The following is a 25,627-nucleotide window of genomic DNA, read 5'->3' on the forward strand; positions in this document are numbered from 1 at the left end:
CTGCCGAGTAACCGGCATTTCCGATCGTTCGGATGTTCGACGGTTCGACCGTCCCCGCCATTGTCTTTACCGTTCTGAGCGCCATGACCATGACCGACAACTCGATCGAGCGTTTCTTCCGCAGTGGCCTGAAGCTGGGCCACCTGCGCATTCTGGTGACGCTGGGCGAGCTGCGTCAGGTCACGCGTGTGGCGGCGGCGTTTCACGTCACGCAGCCGGCCATCTCCAAGCAGATTGCGGAAATCGAGGAGGCGCTGGGCGCGCCGGTCGTTCGGCGGGTGGGGAATGCGGTCGAGCTGACGGGGATCGGGCGGGTGCTCGTCGAGCGCGGGCGCGAGATCCTGCGGCAGATCGAACTTGCCCGCCGGGATGTGAGTGCCTTGACCGCCGGGACGGCGGGGCACGTGCGCTTCGGCGCGGTGGTGACGATTCCTCAGCCGCTGATCGCGCACGCGGTGGAGCTATTCACGCGACGCGCGCCGAACGCTTCGTTCTCCTTCGTCGAAGCGACGCTGGACCGGCTTCTGAAGATGATGGACGAAGGCAATCTCGATCTGGCGCTCGGACGCAATCGTGTGGCTGGCCATATGCCGGAGATGCGCCACGAATCGCTGCATCACGAGCCGTTCGTCTTCGTCGTCGGGACACGGCATCCGTTGGGTGGTCCGGACGCCGCCGTCTCGTGGGGCGACTTGCAGACGGTGCGCTGGATCACGCCGATGCGCGGCTCGCCGGCGTTCACGACGATGGCCGAGATTCTGGCCGAGCATGGGGTGACGTTGCAACGTCCGGTCATCGAGTCGAGTTCACTGGCGCTGAACCTGTCGTTGCTGCGTGGCGGCGAGTTCGTCTCGATCCTGCCGCTCTCGCTGGCGCGGCGTTATGTGCAGCGCGGCACGATGCGGGTGTTGCCGTTGCCGCCGCTGGCGCCGCTGGGCGAAGCGATTCTGTACTGGCGCGAGGACACGACGACGCCCGCCGCACAACTGTTTGCCGCTTGCCTGCGGGAATCGTCGGCGGAGTTGATCGACGCGAACTGATGCGTCGTGACGAGGCCATTGCACGACGAATGCGACGAATGCATGACGGGGGTGACTGTGGCTGACGTCGAGGAGGTGGTGTATTTGAGCGTTTTGGGAAAGCGGGAAATTGCCCATCCGCGCATGCCTAGACTGGCGCATCCATGAACGGATTTGTCCCGGAGGCAAACTATGAAATTCCGCACCCCACCTGTCTCGCTGCGTGTCTTGAGCGCTTGTGCACTGGCGGCGACCGTGGTCGTCGCAACCGGATGCACGGCCCCCATGGGCAAGCCGACGCCGGTCACGCAACCTGTGACGTCGCCAGCGAATCCCACGATCCTGCCTGTGCCGGGGCCGACCCCGCAGCCGGCGATCCAGCCGGTGCGGCCGACATCGCAGCCGACAATTCTGCCGGTACCGGGTCCCGCGCCGCAGCCGGCCATTCAGCCGGTGCGCCCGGCTCCGCAGCCGTCGATTCAGCCTGTCCCGTCTGACATCCCCAAACCCACGACCTTGCCTTCGGGGCCACAGCCCGTTGTTCGGGATGCGGTGCCTTCGGCGCTGAATAATCCCTCGCGTCGTCCTTGCACCGCCGAGTGGTTTTCCTATCTGGAAAAGCACTACGCTGCGGTTGGCGATGCACAGGGGCACGGCCCGGATCTGGGCAGCGACGAGTGGTTAAACGCCTTCGAGCGCCGTCGTAACCTGCCGTCGACCAGCGCGCTGCCGCGAGAGCAGCGCTGCGCGACGCTGGCGCGTGAACTGGACTATCGCAACTGATCGGGCATAGGTGTGCGCCTGTCACATGAGAGGGCGCACACGGAATAGTTTTCGGGGCCGCCCGGGCGGCGGCCCTCATCCCCTCGAATCAGGGCTTGCGCTTGCTGCGACCGTTCACGCCGACAGGTTTGTCGGTGGACTTGCGTGCGCCCGACGTGGGCTTGCCTCCTGACGCGGGACGCGTCTTTTTTGCGCCGAACGGATTTCCGCTCGACGAGCCGCCCGTAGTCTTGACCTTAACCTTGTCCTTGCCAGCGATCTTGCCAGCGTTGCCGCCGGTCGTCGGACCTGGCGGGAATTTCGGTTTCTTCGGCTTTTTGGGTTTCTTCAGAATCTGACCGCTTGCGTCGGTCTGCGGCACGCGATGTTCCGCTTCGAAGCCGGGCACCTCCTCGCGACGCAGCGTTTGTCGGATCAGCGCCTCGATGGCGGCGAGTTGCGGCGCTTCGTCGGCGCACACGAGGGACACCGCCACGCCGCTGGCGCCGGCGCGTCCGGTGCGGCCGATACGGTGCACATAGTCCTGCGCCACGATCGGAAGATCGACGTTGATGACGAGCGGCAAATCGTCGATATCCAGCCCGCGCGCGGCCACGTCGGTCGCGACCAGCATGTGAACCTCACCCGTCTTGAAACGCTCCAGCGCCCGCAGGCGTGCCGGTTGCGGTTTGTCGCCGTGAATGGTGTCGACCGAATAGCCTGCGTCCTGCAACATGGCTGCCAGATAGTCGACGCCGTTGCGGGTTTTGACAAACACCAGCGCGTGCGTCCACTGGTTTTCCGCGATCAGGTGCATGAACAGATCGGGCTTGTTGCGCTTGTCCACGGTCACGACCCACTGCTTGATGCGGCTGGCGGTGGCGTTCGGCGTGCTGACGCTGACATTGACCGGCTGGCGCAGCACGCGCTGCGTCATGGCGCGGATGTCATCGGTGAACGTGGCGGAGAACAGCAGCGTCTGACGTCTGGCGGGCAGGGCGTCGACCACGGCATTGAGCTCACGTGCGAAGCCCAGGTCCAGCATGCGATCGGCTTCGTCGAGCACGAGGGTCTGTACCTGATCGAACTGCACGGCGTTCTGCCGGTTGAGGTCCAGCAGGCGGCCCGGCGTGGCGACGAGCACATCCACGCCCTTGCGCAGCTTCATCATCTGCGGATTGATGCTCACCCCGCCGTAAGCGGCGAGAAAACGCAGATCAAGCCCTTTGCCGTACGTGAGGAAACTTTGCAGGACCTGTTCGGCCAGCTCGCGCGTGGGCACGAGGACCAGCACGCGCGCGCGATTGCTGGATACAGCCGGGCCTTCCTGCACCAGACGCTGCAACAGTGGCAGCGCGAAGCCTGCGGTCTTGCCGGTGCCGGTCTGGGCTTCGGCCATGACGTCCTTGCCGCTGAGCACTGCCGGAATTGCAGCGGCCTGCACCGGGGTCGGTGTCCGGTAATTGAGATCCTGCAAATTCCGCAATAACGGATCGATCAGGCCGAGCGAGGCAAAAGACATGAGCAGAGGGCGATGGATGCAAAAACCGTAATTCTAGCGGTTACTGCGTCCATCGCCGTGCAGGTCCGCCCGCGCGGGTGCGCGTGACTGGCAGTTGCTTGCCCACGAGGCGCCCGGTCGGCAATTGTGGGCTTTGCCGCTTGCTCACCCATCGTTGCCCGCGTCTATCGACCGTCCATGCGCCTGCGCCGACCTTCGGCGGTGCGCATGGATGGCGTCACCGTCAGGCCGCGCGGGCGGCAACGTTCACGCCGTAGCGTTGGCCCGGTGTGCGGTTGCTCAGACCGCCCGACATCTGGCGACGTGCCGTGTCGAACGATGTCCACTCGGCGCCGTCCTGCAACGGCGGGATCGTGACGCTCTCACCCTGGTCGAGGCCAGACAGCGCTGCGTCGACCAGATCGGCCGACGTCATCAGCCATTCCTGCGGCAACTCGCTGTGCGACTTGCCCGCGACATCCCAGAACTCCGTCACCGTGGCGCCCGGCAGCACGGCTTGCACGCGCACGCCCGTGTCGGCGAGCTGATGCTGCAACGATTGCGAGAACGCCAGCACGAACGCTTTCGAGCCGCCGTACACGTCGTTGAGCAACTCCGGCGCGATGGCGACGATGGAGGCGATGTTGATGACGGTGCCGCGTCTGCGGGCCACGAAGCCGGGCACGGCGGCATACGTCAGCCGTGTGAGCGCGGTGATGTTCACTTCGATCATGTCGGTCATGTGCTCGACATCCGCTTGCAGCAGCGGCGCCACTGCGCCGAAGCCCGCGTTGTTGACGAGCGTGTCGATGGTGGCATCCTCGCGCAACCGCGCGGCAACAATGTCCTGACCCTCGCGGGTGGACAGGTCGGCGCTCAGAATGTCGATCTGACGACCGGTTTGCGCGTGGATGCGCTCGGCGACGTCGCGCAGACGCGCCGTGTTGCGAGCGACGAGAATCAGATCGTGCCCGCGTCGGGCGAGGCGGTCGGCATAGATGGCGCCGATACCCGACGAAGCGCCGGTGATCAGGGCGGTGCCCGGGGAGGTTTGGGACGTTTGGCTCATGATGGTTTCAGTTCCTGTGCGTAGGGTCTTCGGACGTCGATAGCGTCGCCGGACGGCAAGCGGGGTTGTCGGCCTGTCTGGCGTGTCACTGCGTCGATGGCTTCTAGTGTGGTGCGCACGGTGTTTGTCTGAAATGACTAGAAAACCTCCTTTTCAGACAAACTTGTCCGACGTGGCCGCCACCGGCCCACTACAATCGACGCATCGGCCGCCGCGCGGTCGTGGCCGCCCGTGCCCGGGTGGGTGTCCCGTCCTCTGGCGATCTCCTTGCCGTGGCCTTTCGCGCCTTTTTCAGTCATGACGAAACGTATTGCGCTGGTGGTGTACCCCGGTTTCCAGATGATTTCGCTGGCGGCCATGTCGGTCTTCGAGATCGCGAATTTCGGGCGCGACGTGCCGCTCTACGAGGTGTCGACCGTCTCGGTCGAGGGCGGGCTGATCCGGGATTCGGCAGGCATTTCGGTGGCAACGGAGGTCATCGGGCGCAGCCACTACGACACCGTGCTGGTGGCCGGAGCGACCTACGTCGTGCCGACGGAGCCGGAACTGGTCGAGGCGCTGAAGCGGCTCGCGCCGAAGGTGCGGCGCATCGGGAGCATTTGTTCGGGGGCCTTCGTGCTTGCGGATGCCGGTCTGCTCGAAGGCCGCCGTGCGACGACGCACTGGGGCCAGGCGAGCGCGCTGCAACAGCAACACCCGGACGTGCTCGTCGAGGACGACCGCATCTACGTCAACGATGGGGCGGTCTGGACGTCGGCCGGGATGACCGCCGGTATCGATCTGGCGCTCGCGCTGGTCGAGGCGGATTACGGCAGCGAGATCGCGCGTGAAACGTCGCGGCTACTCGTAGTGCACTACCGCCGCACCGGCGGACAGTCGCAGTTCTCCACACTCTCCGCGCTGGAACCCACGTCCGATCGGGTACGTGCCGCGCTCGCTTATGCCCGAGAGCACTTGCGCGAACCGTTGTCGGTCGAGCAGCTTGCGGCGCAGGTGCATTGGAGCGCGCGGCATTTCAGCCGTGAATTCACGTTGCAGACCGGACTCACGCCGGCAAAGGCCATCGAGAAGCTGCGTCTGGAGGCGGCGCAAGCGCTGCTCGAAGCCGGGGAGGCGTCGATTGCGCGTGTCGCGAACGTGACCGGATTCGGTGACGAAGAACGGATGCGGCGCGCGTTCGTGCGCACGCTGGGCAAGCCGCCGCAAGCGTTGTTGCGTGAGGCGCGCGAACGCATGCGCGCCTGAAACGTTCGATCTGCCCGCACGCGGCTCATACCTGTTTCATCCCCCGTTCCGCCCGCGTTCATGACGAATTCGTCCATGCGGTCGAGTGGCTTTTTGCGCCCCGTGGCTTTGTAAGCGTTTCATGAACGATACGTTTTCGACAGGGTGTCCCTCGATGTCTCGCAAATTGAGTTATTAATTCTTTTTTAATCAATGGGTTATATCGTCTGGCACGGAATTCGCGTATTTGAATCGTGTATGGCGAAGCGCCAACCTGGATCTTCCGCTGGCTCTTGGCAAGGGACTCCTGTGCCTCGTTGCACGGGTGGGCTCTCTATTGCCCGCGTTTTCCGCTGATGCGCTCTCGTCGTAACGCCGCACCTTTTGGCGGGGTGCGGCGTGTTCCGAAGTGAGTGTGTGCGCGTGCGCGGGGAGGGGACCATGAACGGGTTCAAGGCGACTTTGGTGGGGGCGGCCGCAGTGGCGATGCTGTGCGGCATTTCGATCAATGCGTCGTACGCTGCCGGTGGCGGCGGGGGTGGACGCGGCGGTGGCGGCGGCATCGGCTTTGGCGGTGCTGGCGGCCTGGGCGGGTTAGGCGCATTCGGCGGCCCGAGCGGCCCGGGCGGCGGTGTGGGCATCGGTATCGGTGGCGCAGGCGGCTGCGGCTGCGGCGGGCACGGCGGCGGTCCCGGTGGTGGCGGCGGTGGCGGCGGTGGTGGCGGCGGCGGCGGCGGTGGTGGTGGCACCGGCGGCGGCGGTGGGACTGGCGCCAGCGGTGGCGGTGGCGGAGGCGTCGGTGCAAGTGGCCCGGGCGGGCGCGGCATCGGTGGCTCGGCCGGCGGTAACGGATTGGCAGCATTCGGCGGGCCGAGCGGTTTTGGCGGCGGCGGCGGATGTGCAATGAACGGCCAGGCAGGCGAGGAGCCATGTCCCTGAGCCAGTCGCGGGGAGGAGCCTGCACGCGTTCGGCACAGCGCGTGCAGGCGCTGGCCCTCGGTATCTCGATGGTATAACGAGTCTCGCAGGTTGTTCGTCGGTTCCTGACGCGACCGGCTGACGGCGTTGCCGTTGGCCGTGCCACCCCCCCCGGCCCGTGATCAGGCTGTTCTCCCGGCGAAGCGCCCCTTCGGTGATCCGAAGGGGCGTTTTTTTATGATGTGCGCAGACTATCGGAACGAAAAAGGGGATATCGAAATGCCGATTATGTATTTCGTGTAAACCCGCATTTGTGGCAGCATCCGGTTTCCGGGTCGCGCGAAAGGACTGTCCGCCGCGCGCGACCGTAGCGGGCCCATCAGGTCCGCCGTGACTCGCAAAGATGCCCAACAGGCGTCGGTTCCTATAAGCAAAAAGGAGAAATCGCACATGCTGTCCCGTCAACTGATCAACGCGTTCCTCGGCGCAACGTTTGCGCTCGCATCCCTCGGCGCTTCGGCCCAGACGGCCGACAAGCCCCTGAAAGTCGGCACGATGGCCGGCTCGGACGCCCAGATCTTCGAAGTCGTGAAGAAGGTTGCCGAAAAGCGCGGCCTGTTCATCAAGATCGTCGAGTTCAGTGACTATGCACAGCCGAACGCCGCGCTCGACGCCGGCGATCTGGACGCCAACGGCTTCCAGCACAAGCCGTTCCTCGACAGCCAGGTCAAGGATCGCGGCTACAAGATCACCACGGCCGGCCTGACCTACGTCTCGCCGCTGGGTTTCTATTCGAAGAAGTACAAGTCGCTGAAGGATCTGCCCAACGGCGCCCAGGTCGGTATCCAGAACGATCCGTCGAATGGCAATCGCGCGCTGCTCCTGCTGCAAAAGGAAGGGCTGATCAAGCTGCGCGCCGGTCTGGAAGGCAAGAACGCCACGCCGCTGGACATTGCCGAGAACCCGAAGAAGCTGAAGATTCGCGAACTGGAAGCGGCACAACTCCCGCGCGCCTTGCCGGATCTGGATGCCGCGTCGATCAACACGAACTTCGCCGCGCAGGCCGGTCTGGTGCCCAAGCGTGACGCCATCGCCATCGAAGACCTGAAGGGCCCGTACGCCAACCTGATCGCCGTGCGCACGCAAGACCTGAACAAGCCGTGGGTCAAGCAACTGGTCGATGCCTATCACTCGGACGAAGTGAAGCAATTCATCGACAGCCAGTTCAAGGGCGCGCTGATTGCAACGTGGTAAGCGTGAGCGAACGAATCGGTGCGCAACACGCGCATCGAACGCCGCAAACGAGCAACCGGGGTTTCGACCCCGGTTTTTTTATGCCCGTCTGTCGCGCGGACATTGCGTGTCTCGCGTCATCGCACTTTGCGGCGCTGGCACGAAAGCGTTTGACTAGAATGAAAGCGTGATTCCTATCGACGGGAGGCCGCCATGTCCATGATCAACATTTCGATGATGCTGGTGGCGCTGCTCGTCGGCTTCGCCATCGGCATGCTCGTGGATCACTTCTGGGTGACGCATCACGACGAGCCGTCAGAGCACAAGCGTCTGGACTGGCATGAGATGTGGGAGCGCATCCGTCATCAGCACTGAGCGGCGTCCATCGTTTCCAGATGCGGAGTGCGCCCGCGCCCGTCATGCGTCGTTGCGAAGTTTGCGCCAGAGCGTCGAGCGGCTGATGCCGAGCGCTTCGCATGCGGCATTGCGGTCGCCACCGCACGCGGCGAGCGTCGAGTGGATGCGGGCAAGCTCCTCGGCGGCGCGGCGCTCGCGTCCGGTCAGCGAGGCGGGGGTCTGAGTGGCGTGCGTGTCCTGCCCGGTGAGCGCTGCGATCTGCCGTTCGGCTTTCGTTCCTGAAACATCGGGGGATGGTCCCGTTGTGCGTGCACCAAGTTCCGGCGCGATTTCCATCAGACGCGCCCGGCTGACCTCCCGCGCGTCGACCACGTCGGCGCAAACCACCGCGATCCGTTCCAGCAGGTTTTCCAGTTCCCGCACGTTTCCCGGCCAGCGATAGGTCGCGAGCAGCGGCAGCAGAGAAGCCTGTAACGCGTCGACACTCATGCGCGCGCCGGCGCGGGCGAGGGCGCGTTCCAGAAAGAGCGGCGTGAGACGGGGCAGGTCGTCCATACGTTCGCGCAGCGGCGGCAGCACCATGCGCAGAATATTCAGCCGGTAGTAGAGGTCTTCGCGGAATTCACCGGCGGCGACTTGCTGGCGCAGATCGCGGTGCGTCGCGGCAATCACGCGCACGTCGCACGGGATCGGCTCGTTGGCGCCCAGACGAAGCACTTCGCGCTCCTGCAAGACACGCAGCAGACGCGTTTGCAGCGGCATCGGCATCTCGCCGATCTCGTCGAGAAAGAGGGTGCCGTTGTGCGCGGTCTCGAACAGACCCGCCTTCCCGCCGCGCCGCGCGCCCGTGAACGCACCGTCCTCATAACCGAACAACTCGCTCTCGAGCAACGTTTCGGGAAACGCCGCGCAGTTGATGGCAACGAACGGATAGTCGCGCCGGCGGCTCGCGTTGTGGATGCCTTGCGCCAGCAGTTCCTTGCCTGTGCCGCTCTCGCCGTGCACGAGCACGGTGGAGTCGGTCTGCGCATATCGGCGCGCCAGCGCGCGGGCCTGTGTCATGGCGGCGGAGTCGCCGATCAGATCTTCGAGACGGTAGCGTGCCACGAGGTGTCGCGGGCGATGACGCGAACGCAGCGACCGGTCCACCCGGGCAAACGATTGCGAATCCTGACAGGTTAGCAGCGCCCCCGTGAGCGTGCCCTGATCGAGCAGCGGAATGCGGTTGACGACCCACGTCTTGCCCGCCATCGACACGATGGCTTCGAGTTCTGCGCTCGCGCTCTCCAGCGTGCGGGCGATGTCGAGCGCGGGGGCGATGGCGTCGAGGGGGCGCCCGACCGCGTCGGCCACCGTTACGCCGAGCATGCCGGCCATCGAGGCGTTGATTGCTTCGATGCGTCCGTTCAGATCGACGGCGGCCACACCTTCGTGCAAGTGTCGCAGCACCGTGTCGAGACGCTCGCGCCGCTGCGCTTCGATGCGTCCGAGGCGCGCGACTTCCAGCGCCGTATCGAACGCGGCGCGTACCGAATCCTGCGAGTAGAGAAAGATGCCGGTCAGCCCGGCGCGCTCGGTCAGTTGCGTGACCAGCCCCGGGCCGACGATGACCTGCATGCCCTCGTCGCGCAGGCGGTGCACGAGGTCTTCGGCATTCTGCGCATCGACGTAAGTGTGCTGGGCGATGTCGATATGAAAGGCGCTCTTGAAGCGCTCGAACTCGGCGGCCGGACGCGCGTAGGACACCAGCGCGATGCGCGAGTCGGGCGACGTCGACGGCAGCGCGCGTCGCGCGCGGGCCAGCGCATGCATGACGTCCGAGCCGGTGACCTTCACGAGCACGACGGGCAGTGCCAGGCGCTCGCGCAGGAAGTCACCGTTCGATCCTGCCGCGACGATGCCGTCGACACTCCCGGCGGGCAGCCGCTCCAGTGCTTCGATGACCGCCTCGTAACCCTTGTCGATGATATGCACTTCGGCTTGCGCGGCGTAGTCCGGCACGATGTCGCGATACAACTCGCCGAGCTTGCTGATGCCGACCGCCCAGATCACCGGCTTTCGCATGGCGGGCATCGATCCCGCGCGCGCCGCGCTCAGGGCGCCCGACGCGCCGACCGGCAGACGGGAAGGCAGGTCCGGAGGGATCGAATTCGGCATGGCGGGATGCGGGGTGTCGGAGAGTGTTGGCGTCACATCGTAGCATGTTGCGACGATGTGTTTCATTTTGCGTTTCAAAATGAAATGTTCTGAGACGGGATGCCCGCCAATCGCGGCATATTTACCTTGACGTAAACGTCATGCCGGCGAAGAATTTCCGTCGACAAATGAAGGCCTTAGGCCTGCAGAGCCATCGCATGTTCACAGCCATAGTGCAGGCTGGCACGTCCGTTGCTAAGTCGTAACCGCTACTCAACCCACGTGCGACGCTGCGGTGTCCTACCGCGCATCGCGCAAGACACGACCGAGGGACTCAAGTGACGCAAACCATTCGTTCGGCCGGCGCCGCCTTCCGCGAGGCCGTCAAGACCGAGCAACCGTTGCAGGTTGTCGGCGCGATCAACGCCAACCACGCCCTGCTCGCCAAGGCGGCCGGTTTCAAGGCGATCTATCTCTCGGGCGGCGGTGTCGCCGCCGGCTCGCTCGGCTTGCCCGATCTGGGGATCTCGACGCTCGACGACGTGCTCACCGACGTGCGCCGCATTACCGATGTGTGCGACCTGCCGTTGCTGGTGGATGTCGACACCGGTTTCGGTCCGTCGGCCTTCAACATCGCGCGCACGGTGCAATCGCTGATCAAGTTCGGCGCAGGCGCGATGCACATCGAAGATCAGGTCGGCGCGAAGCGCTGCGGCCATCGTCCGGGCAAAGCCATCGTGACGCAGCAGGAGATGGTCGACCGCATCAAGGCGGCCGTGGACGCGCGCACCGACGAGAACTTCGTGATCATGGCGCGCACCGACGCGCTCGCCGTCGAAGGGCTGCAAGCCGCGATCGACCGTGCCTGCGCATGCGTCGAAGCGGGCGCCGACATGATCTTCCCGGAAGCGATGACCGAACTGCCGATGTATCGCCAGTTCTCCGACGCCGTGAAGGTGCCCGTGCTCGCGAACATCACCGAGTTCGGCTCGACGCCGCTTTTCACCGTGGAAGAGCTCAAGAGCGCGCAGGTCGGTCTGGTGCTGTATCCGCTCTCGGCATTCCGCGCGATGAACAAGGCGGCGGAAAACGTCTATCACGCCATTCGTCGCGACGGCACGCAAAAGGCCGTGCTCGACACGATGCAAACCCGTGCCGAACTCTATGAGAGCATCGGCTACCACGCCTACGAACAGAAGCTTGACGCGCTGTTCGCCCAACAGAAATAACGAACCCCTGATCCTGGAGGAATGAGCATGAGCGAGACGACTGCCACCGGCTTCAAGCCGAAGAAATCCGTCGCCCTGTCGGGTGTGACCGCAGGCAATACCGCGCTGTGTACCGTGGGCCGTTCGGGCAACGATCTGCACTATCGCGGCTACGACATTCTGGATCTGGCGCAAACCTCGGAATTCGAAGAGATCGCCTATCTGCTGGTCTACGGCAAGCTGCCGACGGTGGCCGAGCTGCGTGGCTACAAGGCCAAGCTCAAGTCGCTGCGCGGTCTGCCCGCCGCCGTCAAGGACGCCCTCGAAGCCGTGCCCGCCGCCGCTCACCCGATGGACGTGATGCGCACGGGCGTGTCGGTGCTCGGCACCGTGCTGCCGGAGAAGGACGACCACAACATTCCCGGCGCGCGCGATATCGCCGATCGTCTGATGGCGAGCCTCGGCTCGATGCTGCTGTACTGGTATCACTACAGCCAGAACGGCGTGCGTATCGACGTGGAGACGGACGACGACAGCATCGGCGGCCACTTCCTGCATCTGCTGCACGGCGAGAAGCCGTCGGACCTGTGGGTGCGTGCGATGCACACCTCGCTGATTCTCTACGCAGAGCACGAATTCAACGCGTCGACGTTCACCGCGCGCGTGATCGCCGGTACGGGCTCGGACATCCATTCGGCCATCACCGGCGCCATCGGCGCGCTGCGCGGTCCGAAGCACGGCGGCGCGAACGAAGTCGCCTTCGAAGTGCAGAAGCGCTACAACTCGCCGGACGAAGCCGAGGCCGACATCCGTCAGCGCGTCGAGAACAAGGAAGTGATCATCGGCTTCGGTCACCCGGTCTACACCGTGAGCGATCCGCGCAACAAGGTCATCAAGGAAGTCGCCCACGAGTTGTCGAAGGAACAGCAGAACACCGCGATGTACGACATTGCCGAGCGTCTCGAATCGGTGATGTGGGACGTCAAGAAGATGTTCCCGAACCTCGACTGGTTCAGCGCCGTGAGCTATCACATGATGGGCGTGCCGACCGCGATGTTCACGCCGCTGTTCGTGATCGCGCGCACGTCCGGCTGGAGCGCGCACATCATCGAGCAACGCATCGACAACAAGATCATTCGTCCGAGCGCCAACTACACGGGACCGGAAGACCAGACGTTCGTGCCGATCGAGAAGCGCTGAGTACCCACGCTCGACGCTCGACCCTCGGCACCGATGGGCTCTCTGTGGGCCGATCGGCGCCGGGGCGTCTCGATCCAGCGTCTGCCGTTCCTACCGTCCCCCATACGCGTCAAATCCATAACACCGCGACATGAACACCGCCTACCGTAAATCCCTGCCGGGGACGTCGCTCGACTATTTCGACGCCCGAGCAGCTGTCGAGGCCATTGCGCCCGGCGCGTACGACACCCTGCCGTACACGTCGCGCGTGCTGGCCGAAAACCTCGTGCGCCGCTGCGAACCGGCGGCGCTCACCGACTCGCTCCGACAACTGATCGAGCGACGCCGCGACCTCGATTTTCCGTGGTTCCCGGCACGCGTCGTGTGCCACGACATTCTGGGGCAGACCGCGCTCGTCGACCTCGCCGGGCTGCGCGACGCCATTGCGGCGCAAGGCGGCGACCCCGCACTGGTCAATCCGGTGGTGCCGACGCAACTCGTGGTCGACCACTCGCTGGCAGTCGAATGCGGCGGTTTCGATCCGGACGCGTTCGCGAAGAACCGCGCGATCGAAGATCGTCGTAACGAAGACCGCTTCGACTTCATCAACTGGACGAAGAAGGCGTTTCGCAACGTCGACGTGATCCCGCCGGGCAACGGCATCCTCCACCAGATCAACCTCGAGCGCATGAGCCCGGTGATTCAGGTGGCGGATGGTGTGGCGTATCCCGACACGCTCGTGGGCACCGACTCGCATACGCCGATGGTCGATGCGCTGGGCGTGATCGCCATCGGCGTGGGCGGGCTGGAAGCGGAGAGCGTAATGCTGGGCCGCGCGTCGTGGATGCGTCTGCCGGATATCGTCGGTGTCGAACTGACGGGCAAGCCGCAGCCGGGCATTACCGCGACCGATATCGTGCTGGCGCTCACCGAGTTCCTGCGAAAGGAAAAGGTCGTGTCCGCCTATCTGGAGTTCTACGGCGAAGGCGCGTCGAATCTCACGCTGGGCGACCGCGCGACGATCTCGAACATGGCGCCCGAGTTCGGCGCGACGGCGGCGATGTTCTACATCGACGCCCAAACCATCAAATACCTGAAACTCACCGGTCGCGACGACGCGCTCGTCGCGCTGGTCGAGACCTACGCGAAGCAGACCGGCCTGTGGGCCGACAGCCTGACGAACGCCCAGTACGAGCGCGTGCTCACGTTCGATCTTTCGAGCGTGGTGCGCAACATCGCGGGACCGTCGAATCCGCACAAGCGTGTGCCGACGAGCGAGCTGGCGGCACGCGGCATCAGCGGCAAGGTCGAGAACGAGCCGGGGCTGATGCCCGACGGCGCGGTCATCATTGCCGCCATCACGAGCTGCACGAACACCAATAACCCGCGCAACATGATTGCGGCAGGACTCTTCGCGCGCAACGCGAATCGCGCCGGCCTCGTGCGCAAGCCGTGGGTCAAGAGTTCGCTCGCCCCGGGCTCGAAGGCCGTCACGCTGTATCTGGAAGCCGCCGGTTTGCTGCCGGAACTGGAAGCGCTCGGTTTCGGCGTGGTCGCGTATGCCTGCACGTCGTGCAACGGCATGTCGGGCGCGCTCGATCCGGTGATTCAGCAGGAAATCGTCGAGCGCGATCTGTATGCCACCGCCGTGCTCTCGGGCAACCGCAATTTCGACGGCCGTATCCACCCGTATGCGAAGCAGGCGTTCCTCGCCTCGCCGCCGCTCGTCGTGGCTTACGCCATTGCGGGTACGATCCGCTTCGACATCGAGAAGGACGTGCTGGGTGTCGACGCCGACGGCAAGCCGGTGAAGCTCGCCGACCTGTGGCCGAGCGACGAAGAGATCGACGCGATCATCGCGAACAGCGTGAAGCCGGAGCAGTTCCGTCGCGTGTACGAGCCGATGTTTGCGGCGTCCGTGGCACAGGGCGAATCGGCCGAGCCGCTCTACGACTGGCGCGAGATGAGCACGTACATCCGCCGCCCGCCTTACTGGGAAGGCGCACTCGCCGGGGAGCGCACGCTGCGCGGCATGCGCGCGCTGGCCGTGCTGGGCGACAACATCACGACCGATCACCTCTCGCCGTCGAACGCCATCATGGCCGATAGCGCCGCAGGCGAGTATCTGGCGAAGATGGGCCTGCCGGAAGAAGACTTCAACTCGTACGCCACGCACCGCGGCGATCACCTCACGGCGCAACGCGCCACGTTCGCGAACCCGACGCTCAAGAACGAGATGGTCGTGGTCGACGGTCAGGTGAAGGCGGGCTCGCTCGCGCGCATCGAACCGGAAGGCAAGGTCACGCGCATGTGGGAAGCGATCGAGACGTACATGGCGCGCAAGCAGCCGCTCATCGTGATTGCCGGGGCCGACTACGGTCAGGGCTCGTCGCGCGACTGGGCGGCCAAGGGCGTGCGTCTGGCCGGTACCGAAGCCATCGTTGCCGAAGGCTTCGAGCGTATCCACCGGACCAATCTGGTTGGCATGGGCGTGTTGCCGCTCGAATTCAAGCCGGGTACGAACCGCAAGACGCTGGGCATCGACGGCAGTGAGACGTTCGATGTCGTTGGCGAGCGCACGCCGCGCGCCGATCTGACGCTGGTGATCCATCGCAAGAACGGCGAGCGTATCGACGTGCCGGTCACCTGCCGTCTCGATACGGCCGAAGAGGTGTCGATCTACGAGGCGGGCGGGGTGCTTCAGCGCTTCGCGCAAGACTTTCTGGAATCGTCGCAGGCCGCGGCATGAGGGGAGACGTGATGGCACATCAGCCGCAAATCCGCATTCCCGCCACGTATATGCGTGGCGGCACCAGCAAGGGCGTGTTCTTCCGCTTGCAGGACCTGCCCGCCGCCGCGCAGACGCCGGGCGCCGCGCGCGACGCGTTGCTCATGCGTGTGATCGGCAGCCCCGACCCGTACGGCAAGCAGATCGACGGCATGGGCGGGGCCACGTCGAGCACCAGCAAGACGGTCATCATCGCGAAGAGCGAGCGGCCGGACCACGATGTGGACTATCTGTTCGGGCAGGTCTCGATCGATCAGAAGTTCGTCGACTGGAGCGGCAACTGCGGCAATCTGTCGGCGGCCGTCGGCCCGTTCGCGATCAGCGGCGGGCTGGTGGATCCGGCACGGGTGCCGCGCGATGGCGTGGCTGTCGTGCGCATCTGGCAGGCCAACATCGGCAAGACCATCGTCGCGCATGTGCCGATGACGAACGGTGCGGTGCAGGAGACGGGCGACTTCGAGCTCGACGGCGTGACGTTCCCGGCCGCCGAAGTGCAACTCGAATTCCTCGATCCGGCCGCCGAGGAAGAGGGTGACGGCGGGGGCGGCGCGATGTTCCCGACCGGGCATCTGATCGACGACCTCGAAGTCCCCGGCGTGGGCACGTTCAAGGCGACGCTTATCAATGCGGGAATTCCGACGATCTTCCTGAACGCCGAAGACATCGGCTACAAGGGCACCGAATTGCAGGACACCATCAACAGCGACCCGAAAGCGCTCGCCATGTTCGAGACGATTCGCGCTCACGGCGCCATTCGCATGGGGCTGATCAAGGACGTGTCGGAAGCGGCAACGCGCCAGCACACACCGAAGGTCGCGTTCGTGGCGAAGCCTGCGGGCTATACGGCGTCGAGCGGCAAGGTCGTGAATGCCGGTGACGTGGACCTGCTGGTTCGCGCGCTGTCGATGGGCAAGCTCCATCATGCGATGATGGGCACGGCGGCGGTGTGTATCGGCGCGGCCGCGTCCATTCCGGGCACGCTCGTGAATCTGGCCGCCGGGGGCGGCGCACGCAATGCCGTGCGCTTCGGCCACCCGTCGGGCACGTTGCGTGTGGGTGCAGAGGCCAACGAGGCGGGCGGCGAGTGGACGGTCACGAAGGCCATCATGAGCCGCAGTGCCCGTGTGCTGATGGAAGGCTGGGTCCGCGTTCCGGGAGATGCGTTCTGACGAGGCGCTGATCCCCGTCACAGGAGGTAGTCGATGTCTGCAAATGAATCGAGCGTTCGGAAAAATTCACCCATTTCGAACGTGCGCCCCTCGCCCGACAACGTGCTGACCCACATTGTCGACTACGTCCTGACCTACGAGATCCGCAGCGATCTTGCCTTCGATACCGCGCGTTACTGCCTGATCGACACGCTCGGGTGCGGTTTCGAAGCGCTCTCTTATCCTGCGTGCACCAAACTGCTGGGCCCCATCGTGCCGGGCACCGTCGTGCCGAACGGGGCGAAGGTGCCCGGCACGCCGTATCAGCTCGATCCGGTGCAGGCCGCGTTCAGTCTGGGCGCGATGATCCGCTGGCTGGACTTCAACGACACGTGGCTCGCCGCCGAGTGGGGGCATCCGTCCGACAATCTCGGCGGCATCCTGATGACGGCCGACTGGCTCTCGCGCACAGCGGTCGCGCAAGGGCAGCCGCCGCTCACGATGCGTCATGTGCTCGCGGCGATGATCAAGGCGCACGAGATTCAGGGATGTCTCGCGCTGGAGAACTCGTTCAATCAGGTCGGGCTCGATCACGTGGTGCTGGTCAAGGTCGCATCGACGGCGGTGGTCGGCGAGATGCTGGGCCTCTCGCGCGACGAGCTGATCAACGCGCTTTCGCTGGCGTTCGTCGATGGACAGAGCCTGCGCACGTATCGTCATGCGCCCAACACCGGCAGTCGCAAGTCATGGGCCGCCGGGGATGCAACGAGCCGCGCGGTGCGTCTCGCACTCATGGCGCGCACGGGGGAGATGGGGTATCCGTCCGTGCTGACGGCGAAGACGTGGGGCTTTTACGACGTGCTGTTCAAGGGCAAGCCGTTCGCCTTTCAGCGGCCTTATGGGTCGTACGTGATGGAGAACGTGCTGTTCAAGATTTCGTTCCCCGCCGAGTTTCATGCGCAGACGGCTGCCGAGGCTGCCATGACGCTGCACCGGCAACTGGCGTCGATGGGGCGCCGCGCCGAGGACATCCGCTCGGTGAAGATTCGCACGCATGCGGCGGCGATTCGCATCATCGACAAGCAGGGGCCGCTCGCCAATCCGGCGGATCGCGATCACTGCATTCAGTACATGGTCGCCGTGCCGTTGCTGTTCGGACGCTTGACGGCATCCGACTATGAGGACGACGTGGCGGCCGACCCGCGTATCGACGCGTTGCGCGCGAAGATCGTCTGCGAGGAAGACCCGCAGTTCACGCGCGATTATCACGATCCGGACAAGCGCTCGATCGCCAACGGGCTGAGCGTCACGCTGAACGACGGCACCGTGCTCGACGAAGTACTTGTCGAATACCCGATCGGCCACAAGCGGCGTCGCGACGAAGGCATGCCGTTGCTCGTGGAGAAGTTCAGAACGAACCTGGCGCGCCGCTTCGCCGCCCGCGCGCAGACCCGCATTCTCGACGTGGCGCTCGACCGGCAACGACTGGAGACGATGCCGGTGCATCAGTTCGTGGATTTGATGGTGTGATGCCGACGGCATCCGGCGCGAGGCGCGACACCGGATGCCGATCGATTACATCGCGGATGCGTTGTCGCCCGCGACTACCGGGCGGCGCAGTCCACCCGCCCAGTGAAGCGCCAACGCGAGTGCGCCCAGCACGACACCCAGTGCGACGACGCCCGTCCATCCGAAGCGCGCCATCAGCCAGCCGCTGACGGTCGCGCCCACCGCGCCGCCGAAGAACGTCGCCGTCATGTAGAGACTGTTGATGCGTCCCTGCGCTTTCGGGTCGACGGCGAACGCACGCGTCTGGTTGGCGACGAGGCCCGCCTGCACGCCGATATCGAGCACGATCACACCGATCACGAGCAACGCGAGCGACACGTTTGCGCCGCCGAGCACCAGATAGGACAGCGTGACGATACCGATGCTCGCGCCGACGATGCCGCGCGGGCCGAGCTTGTCGGTGGCGCGTCCGCCAAGCGACGCCGCGAACGCACCCGCCGCACCGATGATGCCGAAGCCTCCCGCCCACGCGCTGCCGAGGTGCCACGGTCCGCTCGCGAGCAGCGCGGCGAGGTTCACCCAGAACGCATTGAAGCAGGCCCACAACAGCGCCTGAATCATCATCGACTCCCGAAGCGGGCGATGATCGCGGGCGAGCGGCCACAGCGAGGCCAGCAGGCGAGCATACGAGAGGTCGGTGCTCGGACGTCCTTTCGGCAACAGCACGGCCGCCGCGAACCACACCGGGATCATGAAGGCTGCCTCCATGCCGTAGACGGCACGCCAGCCGAAGGTCTCGCCGACGATGCCGGCAATCGTGCGTCCGAGCAGAATGCCAACCATGATGCCGCTCACCACTGTGCCGACGGACCGGCCGCGTTGCTCCGGGCGTGACATGACGGCCGCGAACGGCACCAGTTGCTGCGGCACGCAGCACACCACGCCCAGACTGAACGACGCCGCGATCAATGCCCAGATGCCGGGGGCAAAGGCGGCGGCCAGCGCAAAGCAGAAGGCGAGGGCAATCTGCACGAGCACGAGCTTGCGGCGGTCGTAACGGTCGCCAAGCGGCAGCAGCAGGGCGAGGCCCGACGAGAAGCCGAGCAACGCGGCGGCGGCGACGAGATCCACCGTCCCCAGATCGACGTGCATGCTCGTCGCAATCAGGGGCAGGATCGGCTGCGTGCAGTAGATGTTGGTGATCACCGCACCTGCGACGATCGCCATCATGACGATCTTGCTGCGCGACGCGATCTCGGGCGGCGGTGCTGCAGCACTGGGCGTGCTGGGGGAGGTCGGGGTGTTGGGCGATGGCATATTGCGTTCCTGTCATGAAGGTCACCGGATGTGGACGCCCGTCGAGTCAGACCTACACGGCCGGATAGGGCCGGACGGTGCCTGACGGTGCGGTACCACGTTTGATGACGGACATTACGCGCTTGCACCTATGTAGAGAATCCATCAAGATCAGGAATCATCTTTCCGAAATTTGGTAGGGTCCATGAATCGGCTCGAATCGATGTCCATCCTCATCGCGGTGGTCGACGCGGGAAGTCTGTCGGCCGCATCGCGTCGCCTCGGCATGCCGTTGGCCACGGTCAGTCGCAAGGTGGGAGAGCTCGAGGCGCACCTGAAGACCCGGTTGTTGCACCGGACCACGCGTCAGTTGTCGCTGACCGAAGCGGGCAGCGCCTACGTGGCGGCGTGCCGCCGGATTCTCGAAGACATTGGCGAGGCCGAGCGGACGGCGACGGGCGAGTACGTCACACCGAAGGGGGAACTGGTACTCACGGCGCCGGTCGTGTTCGGTCGTCTGCATGTGCTGCCCGTGGTCGCGGAATTCCTGGCGCAGTATCCGGAGATCGACGTGCGTCTGATGCTGACCGATCGTGTCGTGCATCTGATGGACGAACACGCGGACGTCGCGTTGCGCATCGGCGATTTGCCGGACAGTTCACTGGTGGCGAGGGGCATCGGCGCGGTGCGCCGGGTGATCTGCGCGAGTCCCGGTTATCTCGCGGCGCATGGCGTACCGCAGCGACCCCGGGACCTTGAGGGGCACGCTTGCATTACGTTCGAAGTGCTGGCGTCGCGCCGGGCGTGGGAGTTCGGTGAGGGCAGAACCGGGCAGTCGGTGCCGATTCACTCCCGGTTGGCGGTAAACACTGCCGAAGCCGCGATCTCGGCCGCCGTGCTCGGCGTGGGGTTCGTGCGCGTGTTGTCGTATCAGGTCGCGCAGGCGCTCGGCGACGATGCCTTGCGCGTCGTGCTGAAAGACTTCGAAGCCATGCCGCTTCCCGTCAATCTCGTGCACAAGGGGCAGACGCCGCTGCCCCTGAAGTTACGTGTCTTTCTCGACTTCGCCGCACCGCGCCTGCGGGAGAGGATCGCCGGACTCGGCTGACTCTCCAGGGGCGCGACGCGACGTGCGGTGCTCAGCCCTTGTGCGTATAACGCAGGCGAGTCATCTGTTCGGCGCTGTCCGCCAGCAGGCCGGCGGCGTCTGCGATGGCCTTCTCGAGCGTGGTCGGTCCGAACGTCAGCGAGAAGCATCCGGAGAAGACGCGCGAGAGATTGTCGAGCGCGCTGCGGTCGATGGCGCCCGAGAGCAGCGACGCCGTCGCGCCCGCCTTGATGGCGACCTGCGCGGCGATCATCGGGGTCTTGCCCGACAGCGTTTGACCGTCGCTGCGGCCCTCGCCGGTGATGAGCCAGTCAGCGCCTTCCACCGCTTGCGGCAGACCGACGCGTTCCGCGACCACTTCCGCGCCGGAGCGGAATTGTGCACCCAGCAGGTGCAGGGCGAAACCCAGACCGCCTGCGGCACCCGCGCCTGCACGGCTGGCCGCTTCGCTGGCGTTGAACGCACGATGCGCATGACCGGCGAAGTGGGCGATGGCGCGGTCGAGCGGTTCGACCTGCGCTTCGCTCACGCCCTTCTGCGGCCCGAAGATGGCCGTCGCGCCTTGCGTGCCGTTCAGCGGATTGTTGACGTCGGACATCGCCACCAGTTCGCAGTCTTTCAGGCGAGCGTCGAGTCCGTTCAGATCGATCGAGGCCACACGATGCAGCGCGGCCGGCACCGGCGGGACCTCTTCACCGGCTTCGTTGAGCAGGCGCGCACCGAGGCCGACGAGCAGACCGGCGCCGCCATCGTTCGTGCTGCTGCCGCCCAGACCGATGAGCACGCGTCGTGCGCCGGTGTCGAGCAGGGCGCGCAGCAACTCGCCGAGACCGATCGTCGAGCGCTCGGCCACGGGGGTCTGCATGCCGACCGGGTCGGTGATGCTCACGACGTTGGCGCTCTCAAGCACGCCGGTGCCGTCGGGCATGACGCCGTACTCGGCCGTGACTGAGGCGTTGCCCGCGCCGCGCACCGACAACGGCACGCGACGTCCGCCGGCGGAGAGCAGGGCATCGAGCGTGCCTTCGCCGCCGTCGGCCATCGGGCGCAGACGCAGATCGGCCTGCGGCAGCACGCGGGCAATGCCGGACGCGATGGCTTGCGCCACTTCAGGCGCGCTCAGCGAACCTTTGAACGAATCGGGGGCAATAACGATGATCGGGGCTTGCGCATTGCTGGACATGGAAATCGGGACAGTCGCAAAAAGTGATTCGGGTTGGCAGGATTCACGTGCGCCGCAGGTGAAGACGCGGCCCGCTTGTTGTTATCGCTTATGGCGTACCGGCAGGACGGTGAGTCCGTAGTCCGGCGGGCGGGGTCGCACGCTGGCTTCGCTGCTGGATGGGACGCGAAGCGGTGCGACGCAGTGTGACAGAAACCGCCAATATACGCGATTCGGGCCGGCGCGCATTGCGCGAATTGCCATGCTATGAATAACACGAGTAAGATGAGCGCCAATCGGCAATGCGTCACCCGACAGGCCGCAGGTTTCGCAGATTCGTTTGCGAAACTGGCGCGTGAAACGGGCGTGCGCGTGAGTGAACAACAAGCCGGTCAACATCAATGAACAAGACGGCGCGCGTGGCGGCCCGGCACGGATGCATCAAGACATCCCGTGGCTGCCGGAGATGGCGCGCCTCGACCAGATCCTGCATGACGTCAAGATTTCGCCCGGCCTGCCGTGACAGCCGGAGACTGCCAGTTGACGCGACGCGTGCGGCAACGATTTGCAAGTGTGGAGCGGGGCCATGAACCGGGGCATCAACACGAATTTCGGCACGGTGCGCGATGCGCAGCGCGGTGTCGTGCGGGCGGCGAGCCTCGCAAGTCTGGCGCTGGCGGTGCTGCTCGCCGGGTGCGCGCAGACCGCGCCGGTCGCGGCCAAGCCTGACGATCCGCCGGTGGGCAGCGTCGCCGACGTCGCACCGGAAAACGTAAAAGTCGAGACGTTGCCTGCCTATCGCGACACGATCAGCGATGCGCGCGCCAATGGCGCCGTCTGGCAGGGATCGTCGAAGAAGACTTTCCCGCGCGTGAGCGCCTGCACCGCGCGTCTCTGGAAGAAGCAACTGCCCTACGCCCGTTTGCAGCGGGTCAAGGCGGGTGTGGGACAGACGCTCGAACTCTCGTCTCAGGACGACGGCATTCTCGCCATTCTCGACCTCGCCCCGCGCAAGCCGGGCAGCGAAGGGTCGCTCTACCTCGGCTCGACGGGCCCGCAATCGCTGGCCGACGCCGTGCGTCAGTGCCTCTGAGGGCTTCCCGGCGTCTTCGCAGGGACCAATTCAGGCTCGCGCAGACGCCGTCGCGTCATCGGGCGGTGGCGGCGTCGGCCCGGCTGCCATGCTGTTGTCACCGCGACGTCATACAACGGCGGAGTATCATGACGGCGAACGCGCGGCCGGTCGGGCGGCGCGAAGGCTATTACCTGTGTGCGTGCCGATGTCCTCTACCGAATCTGTCGAATCCGCCGACCCTGTCGATGCCCTCGACATCCCCGAAGGCCCTGCTGCGACGGGTGATGCGACACAGGCGTCGCTCAACCCGCGCCAGCAATCGCTTTTCGACGCGGTTCGCCGCGATGGCTTCCTGACCGTCGACGAACTGGCGGCGCGCTTCGACGTCACGCCGCAAACCATCCGCCGCGACATCAATTTCCTGGCCGAACGCAAGTGGGTGCGGCGCTACCACGGGGGCGTCGGCTTGCCCGGCGGCGCGGAGAACGACGCGTACGACGCCCGTCAGACGCAACTGGCCGACGAAAAGCGTCGCATCGCGGTGCGTCTCGCCGAGCAAATTCCCGATCACGCCTCCCTCTTCATCAATCTGGGCACCACCACGGAAGCCGTGGCGCGAGCGTTGTCGCGCCATCGTGGTCTGCGTGTCATCACCAACAACCTGCACGTGGCGGCGATGATGAGCAACTACGCCGACGCCGAGGTCATCATCACCGGCGGCGTGGTGCGCGCACGCGATCAAGGCGTGACGGGCGAGGCCACGCTCGATTTCATTCGTCAGTTCAAGGTCGACTTCGGCATCGTGGGGATCTCCGCCATTGACGCCGACGGGACGTTGCGCGATTTCGACTACCGCGAAGTGCGGGTGGCCGAAGCGATCATCGCGCAGTCCCGTACGGTGTTTCTGGCCGCCGATCACAGCAAGTTCGGACGTCCGGCGCTCGTGCGGCTCGGCCATCTTTCGCAAGTCGATGCGTTGTTCACCGACCGCCCGGTCCCGGCAGGCATGGAGGCGGTGATTGCCGAGGCCGGAACGCGGGTCCACGTGGCGGACTGACGCCGCCCGGACGCGTGCGATGACGAATGTGCGAACGCCCACATCGGGACGTTGAAATGTGCGAATTCGAAACTCATGTGGCGTGATCTGTTAGAATTCGAATGTTGATGTTCGAAAACGAACATTTTCAGAGCGTTTGCGAAAATTCCGAACATTTCTAACATTCCGAGCTTTCGTGAACCCGTTCGACCTTTTCCCTGATTTGCCCCCGATATTGGGAGTGACGACGTGCAGACACCCGCGCAATCCCCAGCCGTGAACGGACTGGCCTCCACGACATCTTCCGCAGCCGCTGCGCCTGCCGCCCCGTATGACCTGCTGGTCGTGGGGGGCGGCATCAACGGTACGGGCATCGCCCGCGACGCCGCCGGTCGCGGCCTGCGCGTGTTGCTCGTCGAGCAGGACGATCTGGCGTCGCATACGTCGTCGGCCAGTACCAAGCTGATCCACGGTGGCCTGCGCTATCTCGAGTACTACGAGTTCGGGCTGGTGCGCAAAGCGTTGCAGGAGCGCGAAGTGCTGCTGCGCGCCGCGCCCCACATCATGTGGCCGCTGCGTTTCGTCATGCCGCACATGCCGAATCTGCGCCCGGCCTGGATGATTCGCGCGGGCCTGTTCCTCTACGACCACCTCGCGCGACGCGAGATTCTCCCCGGTTCGCGCGGCATCGATCTGCGTCAGCATCCGGCAGGCGTGCCGCTGCGTCGCGATCTGACGCGCGGGTTCGTGTACTCCGACGGCTGGGTGCAGGACGCACGCCTTGTGGTGCTCAACGCGCAGGATGCCGCCGAGCGAGGCGCAACGGTGCTCACGCGCACGCGTCTGACCGGCGCCGAGCGTGGCGAACACTCCTGGACGGCGCATCTCGAGACGACGGCGGGCGAGCGTCAGACCGTGCGTGCGCGCGCCATCGTCAACGCGGCCGGACCGTGGGTCGGTCACCTGCTGGGCGACGTGCTGCGTCAGGAGGCGACGCATCGTATCCGCAACGTCAAGGGCAGCCACATCGTGACGCGCAAGCTGTTCGATCACGACCACGCGTACATCTTCCAGAATCCCGACAAGCGCATCATTTTCGCGATTCCTTACGAGCGCGATTTCACGCTCATCGGCACGACCGATCTCGAATATCTCGGTGACCCCGCAACGGTGGCGATCAACGACGACGAGATCGACTACCTCTGCAAGTCGGCCAGCGAGTACTTCACGAAGGCGATTACGCCGGCCGATGTCGTTTGGACGTACGCGGGCGTGCGTCCGCTGATGGAGGAGGACGTCGCCAATCCGTCGGCGGTGACGCGGGATTACAAGCTCGAACTCGATGCCCCCGGCACGCGCGCACCACTGCTGTCGGTGTTCGGCGGCAAGATCACGACCTATCGTCGTCTCGCGGAAGAGGCGATGTCGCATCTTCATGGCGCGCTGGGCTTTACGCACGGCGACTGGACGGCCGGCGCACCGCTGCCGGGCGGCGACATGGCCGAACCGGACGCCGGCGTGTTCGAGACGTCGCTGCGTGCACAGATGCCGTGGCTGCCGGCGTCGCTCGCGCAGCGCTACGCCCACACGTATGGCACACGCACGCACGTGCTCGTGGGCGATGCGAATTCGCTCGACGGTCTGGGGCAGCGCATCTGCGGCGATCTGTACGAGGCCGAACTGCGCTATCTGGTGCAATACGAATGGGCGCGCACTGCACAGGACGTGTTGTGGCGCCGGACCAAACTCGGCTTGCACGTCGGCAAGGAAGGCGAGGCCAGCGTGGCCCAATGGTTCGAGCAGCATCTGGCCATGGCCGCCTGAGCGCGTTGGCCCAAGTGGTGACCTGAGCGCCACACAAAGCAAAGAGCGGCCGCCGTCCAGTGCGGCCGCCATCGC

21 protein-coding genes are annotated in these 25,627 nt (G+C 65.3%); 16 read left to right on the top strand and 5 right to left on the bottom strand.

Annotated features, from left to right (window positions below):
* Positions 1 to 89: 89 nt before the first annotated feature.
* Positions 90 to 1,040 carry a LysR family transcriptional regulator gene (locus PCA20602_RS21305; protein ID WP_425495698.1) on the top strand — a complete coding sequence of 317 codons (951 nt, stop codon included), beginning with the start codon at positions 90 to 92 and terminating at the stop codon, positions 1,038 to 1,040.
* Positions 1,041 to 1,211: 171 nt separating this feature from the next.
* Positions 1,212 to 1,802, top strand: a complete 591-nt coding sequence (locus PCA20602_RS21310; protein WP_150722898.1) for a hypothetical protein — start codon at positions 1,212 to 1,214, stop codon at positions 1,800 to 1,802.
* Between the two features lie 88 nt (positions 1,803 to 1,890).
* Here the strand turns inward: PCA20602_RS21310 and PCA20602_RS21315 are convergent, their stop codons facing one another.
* Both PCA20602_RS21315 and PCA20602_RS21320 read right to left on the bottom strand, forming a co-directional pair.
* The gene (locus tag PCA20602_RS21315) at positions 1,891 to 3,303 is read right to left on the bottom strand and encodes a DEAD/DEAH box helicase (RefSeq protein WP_150722899.1); all 1,413 of its coding nucleotides are present in this window, start codon (positions 3,301 to 3,303) and stop codon (positions 1,891 to 1,893) included.
* A gap of 223 nt (positions 3,304 to 3,526) precedes the next feature.
* Positions 3,527 to 4,351, bottom strand: a complete 825-nt coding sequence (locus tag PCA20602_RS21320) for an SDR family NAD(P)-dependent oxidoreductase (protein WP_150722900.1) — start codon at positions 4,349 to 4,351, stop codon at positions 3,527 to 3,529.
* 297 nt (positions 4,352 to 4,648) lie between these two features.
* Between PCA20602_RS21320 and PCA20602_RS21325 the strand changes: the two genes are divergently transcribed.
* The 4 genes from PCA20602_RS21325 (at position 4,649) to PCA20602_RS25735 (ending at position 8,101) form a co-directional block, all read left to right on the top strand.
* Complete coding sequence (locus tag PCA20602_RS21325) at positions 4,649 to 5,596, top strand: GlxA family transcriptional regulator (protein WP_069344263.1); 948 nt, start codon at positions 4,649 to 4,651, stop codon at positions 5,594 to 5,596.
* A 420-nt stretch (positions 5,597 to 6,016) separates the two neighbouring features.
* Complete coding sequence (locus PCA20602_RS25730; RefSeq protein ID WP_174981402.1) at positions 6,017 to 6,514, top strand: hypothetical protein; 498 nt, start codon at positions 6,017 to 6,019, stop codon at positions 6,512 to 6,514.
* Between the two features lie 429 nt (positions 6,515 to 6,943).
* Positions 6,944 to 7,747, top strand: a complete 804-nt coding sequence (locus tag PCA20602_RS21335; protein ID WP_150722901.1) for a MetQ/NlpA family ABC transporter substrate-binding protein — start codon at positions 6,944 to 6,946, stop codon at positions 7,745 to 7,747.
* Between the two features lie 192 nt (positions 7,748 to 7,939).
* Positions 7,940 to 8,101, top strand: a complete 162-nt coding sequence (locus tag PCA20602_RS25735; RefSeq protein WP_170836322.1) for a hypothetical protein — start codon at positions 7,940 to 7,942, stop codon at positions 8,099 to 8,101.
* 42 nt (positions 8,102 to 8,143) lie between these two features.
* Here the strand turns inward: PCA20602_RS25735 and prpR are convergent, their stop codons facing one another.
* On the bottom strand, positions 8,144 to 10,240 hold the full coding sequence (prpR, locus tag PCA20602_RS21340) for a propionate catabolism operon regulatory protein PrpR (RefSeq protein WP_425495699.1): 2,097 nt from the start codon (positions 10,238 to 10,240) through the stop codon (positions 8,144 to 8,146).
* Positions 10,241 to 10,557: 317 nt separating this feature from the next.
* Between prpR and prpB the strand changes: the two genes are divergently transcribed.
* The 5 genes from prpB to PCA20602_RS21365 all read left to right on the top strand — a co-directional run bounded on the left by prpB (position 10,558) and on the right by PCA20602_RS21365 (position 18,072).
* Complete coding sequence (gene prpB / locus PCA20602_RS21345; protein WP_150722902.1) at positions 10,558 to 11,448, top strand: methylisocitrate lyase; 891 nt, start codon at positions 10,558 to 10,560, stop codon at positions 11,446 to 11,448.
* 27 nt (positions 11,449 to 11,475) lie between these two features.
* A complete protein-coding gene (gene prpC, locus PCA20602_RS21350) occupies positions 11,476 to 12,627 on the top strand; it encodes a bifunctional 2-methylcitrate synthase/citrate synthase (RefSeq protein WP_150722903.1) in 1,152 nt (383 codons plus the stop codon).
* A gap of 130 nt (positions 12,628 to 12,757) precedes the next feature.
* Positions 12,758 to 15,355, top strand: a complete 2,598-nt coding sequence (gene acnD, locus PCA20602_RS21355) for a Fe/S-dependent 2-methylisocitrate dehydratase AcnD (RefSeq protein WP_150722904.1) — start codon at positions 12,758 to 12,760, stop codon at positions 15,353 to 15,355.
* A gap of 11 nt (positions 15,356 to 15,366) precedes the next feature.
* Positions 15,367 to 16,563 (top strand): 2-methylaconitate cis-trans isomerase PrpF, encoded by a 1,197-nt coding sequence (gene prpF / locus PCA20602_RS21360; RefSeq protein ID WP_150722905.1) that lies wholly within the window; start codon positions 15,367 to 15,369, stop codon positions 16,561 to 16,563.
* Positions 16,564 to 16,596: 33 nt separating this feature from the next.
* A complete protein-coding gene (locus PCA20602_RS21365) occupies positions 16,597 to 18,072 on the top strand; it encodes a bifunctional 2-methylcitrate dehydratase/aconitate hydratase (RefSeq protein ID WP_150722906.1) in 1,476 nt (491 codons plus the stop codon).
* A 45-nt stretch (positions 18,073 to 18,117) separates the two neighbouring features.
* Here PCA20602_RS21365 and PCA20602_RS21370 read toward each other — a convergent pair whose 3' ends face one another.
* The gene (locus tag PCA20602_RS21370; protein ID WP_150722907.1) at positions 18,118 to 19,368 is read right to left on the bottom strand and encodes an MFS transporter; all 1,251 of its coding nucleotides are present in this window, start codon (positions 19,366 to 19,368) and stop codon (positions 18,118 to 18,120) included.
* Between the two features lie 184 nt (positions 19,369 to 19,552).
* On the opposite strand from PCA20602_RS21370, the gene PCA20602_RS21375 reads away from it, so the two are divergent.
* Positions 19,553 to 20,455 (top strand): LysR family transcriptional regulator, encoded by a 903-nt coding sequence (locus PCA20602_RS21375; protein WP_150722908.1) that lies wholly within the window; start codon positions 19,553 to 19,555, stop codon positions 20,453 to 20,455.
* Between the two features lie 31 nt (positions 20,456 to 20,486).
* On the opposite strand, the gene PCA20602_RS21380 is transcribed toward PCA20602_RS21375, so the two are convergent.
* On the bottom strand, positions 20,487 to 21,638 hold the full coding sequence (locus tag PCA20602_RS21380; RefSeq protein WP_150722909.1) for a glycerate kinase: 1,152 nt from the start codon (positions 21,636 to 21,638) through the stop codon (positions 20,487 to 20,489).
* 355 nt (positions 21,639 to 21,993) lie between these two features.
* Here PCA20602_RS21380 and PCA20602_RS25740 point away from each other — a divergent pair, with 355 nt between their 5' ends.
* The 4 genes from PCA20602_RS25740 to glpD all read left to right on the top strand — a co-directional run bounded on the left by PCA20602_RS25740 (position 21,994) and on the right by glpD (position 25,552).
* Positions 21,994 to 22,140, top strand: coding sequence for a hypothetical protein (locus PCA20602_RS25740; RefSeq protein WP_174981405.1), 147 nt, complete (start codon positions 21,994 to 21,996; stop codon positions 22,138 to 22,140).
* 63 nt (positions 22,141 to 22,203) lie between these two features.
* Positions 22,204 to 22,710 (top strand): hypothetical protein, encoded by a 507-nt coding sequence (locus PCA20602_RS21385; protein WP_150722910.1) that lies wholly within the window; start codon positions 22,204 to 22,206, stop codon positions 22,708 to 22,710.
* Between the two features lie 187 nt (positions 22,711 to 22,897).
* Complete coding sequence (locus tag PCA20602_RS21390) at positions 22,898 to 23,749, top strand: DeoR/GlpR family DNA-binding transcription regulator (protein ID WP_246182275.1); 852 nt, start codon at positions 22,898 to 22,900, stop codon at positions 23,747 to 23,749.
* Positions 23,750 to 24,013: 264 nt separating this feature from the next.
* Positions 24,014 to 25,552, top strand: a complete 1,539-nt coding sequence (gene glpD / locus PCA20602_RS21395; RefSeq protein ID WP_150723008.1) for a glycerol-3-phosphate dehydrogenase — start codon at positions 24,014 to 24,016, stop codon at positions 25,550 to 25,552.
* The last annotated feature ends 75 nt before the right edge of the window (positions 25,553 to 25,627 follow it).

The organism is Pandoraea capi (assembly GCF_902459735.1).
GTDB lineage: Bacteria > Pseudomonadota > Gammaproteobacteria > Burkholderiales > Burkholderiaceae > Pandoraea > Pandoraea capi.

What these genes read in the sequence shown, in the direction of transcription:
- PCA20602_RS21305 (WP_425495698.1), top strand. Translation starts at nt 90, where the DNA reads ATGACCGACAACTCGATCGAGCGTTTCTTCCGCAGTGGCCTGAAGCTG.
- PCA20602_RS21310 (WP_150722898.1), top strand. Translation starts at nt 1,212, where the DNA reads ATGAAATTCCGCACCCCACCTGTCTCGCTGCGTGTCTTGAGCGCTTGT.
- PCA20602_RS21315 (WP_150722899.1), bottom strand. Translation starts at nt 3,303, where the DNA reads ATGTCTTTTGCCTCGCTCGGCCTGATCGATCCGTTATTGCGGAATTTG.
- PCA20602_RS21320 (WP_150722900.1), bottom strand. Translation starts at nt 4,351, where the DNA reads ATGAGCCAAACGTCCCAAACCTCCCCGGGCACCGCCCTGATCACCGGC.
- PCA20602_RS21325 (WP_069344263.1), top strand. Translation starts at nt 4,649, where the DNA reads ATGACGAAACGTATTGCGCTGGTGGTGTACCCCGGTTTCCAGATGATT.
- PCA20602_RS25730 (WP_174981402.1), top strand. Translation starts at nt 6,017, where the DNA reads ATGAACGGGTTCAAGGCGACTTTGGTGGGGGCGGCCGCAGTGGCGATG.
- PCA20602_RS21335 (WP_150722901.1), top strand. Translation starts at nt 6,944, where the DNA reads ATGCTGTCCCGTCAACTGATCAACGCGTTCCTCGGCGCAACGTTTGCG.
- PCA20602_RS25735 (WP_170836322.1), top strand. Translation starts at nt 7,940, where the DNA reads ATGTCCATGATCAACATTTCGATGATGCTGGTGGCGCTGCTCGTCGGC.
- prpR (WP_425495699.1), bottom strand. Translation starts at nt 10,240, where the DNA reads ATGCCGAATTCGATCCCTCCGGACCTGCCTTCCCGTCTGCCGGTCGGC.
- prpC (WP_150722903.1), top strand. Translation starts at nt 11,476, where the DNA reads ATGAGCGAGACGACTGCCACCGGCTTCAAGCCGAAGAAATCCGTCGCC.
- acnD (WP_150722904.1), top strand. Translation starts at nt 12,758, where the DNA reads ATGAACACCGCCTACCGTAAATCCCTGCCGGGGACGTCGCTCGACTAT.
- prpF (WP_150722905.1), top strand. Translation starts at nt 15,367, where the DNA reads ATGGCACATCAGCCGCAAATCCGCATTCCCGCCACGTATATGCGTGGC.
- PCA20602_RS21365 (WP_150722906.1), top strand. Translation starts at nt 16,597, where the DNA reads ATGTCTGCAAATGAATCGAGCGTTCGGAAAAATTCACCCATTTCGAAC.
- PCA20602_RS21370 (WP_150722907.1), bottom strand. Translation starts at nt 19,368, where the DNA reads ATGCCATCGCCCAACACCCCGACCTCCCCCAGCACGCCCAGTGCTGCA.
- PCA20602_RS21375 (WP_150722908.1), top strand. Translation starts at nt 19,553, where the DNA reads ATGAATCGGCTCGAATCGATGTCCATCCTCATCGCGGTGGTCGACGCG.
- PCA20602_RS21380 (WP_150722909.1), bottom strand. Translation starts at nt 21,638, where the DNA reads ATGTCCAGCAATGCGCAAGCCCCGATCATCGTTATTGCCCCCGATTCG.
- PCA20602_RS21385 (WP_150722910.1), top strand. Translation starts at nt 22,204, where the DNA reads ATGAACCGGGGCATCAACACGAATTTCGGCACGGTGCGCGATGCGCAG.
- PCA20602_RS21390 (WP_246182275.1), top strand. Translation starts at nt 22,898, where the DNA reads ATGTCCTCTACCGAATCTGTCGAATCCGCCGACCCTGTCGATGCCCTC.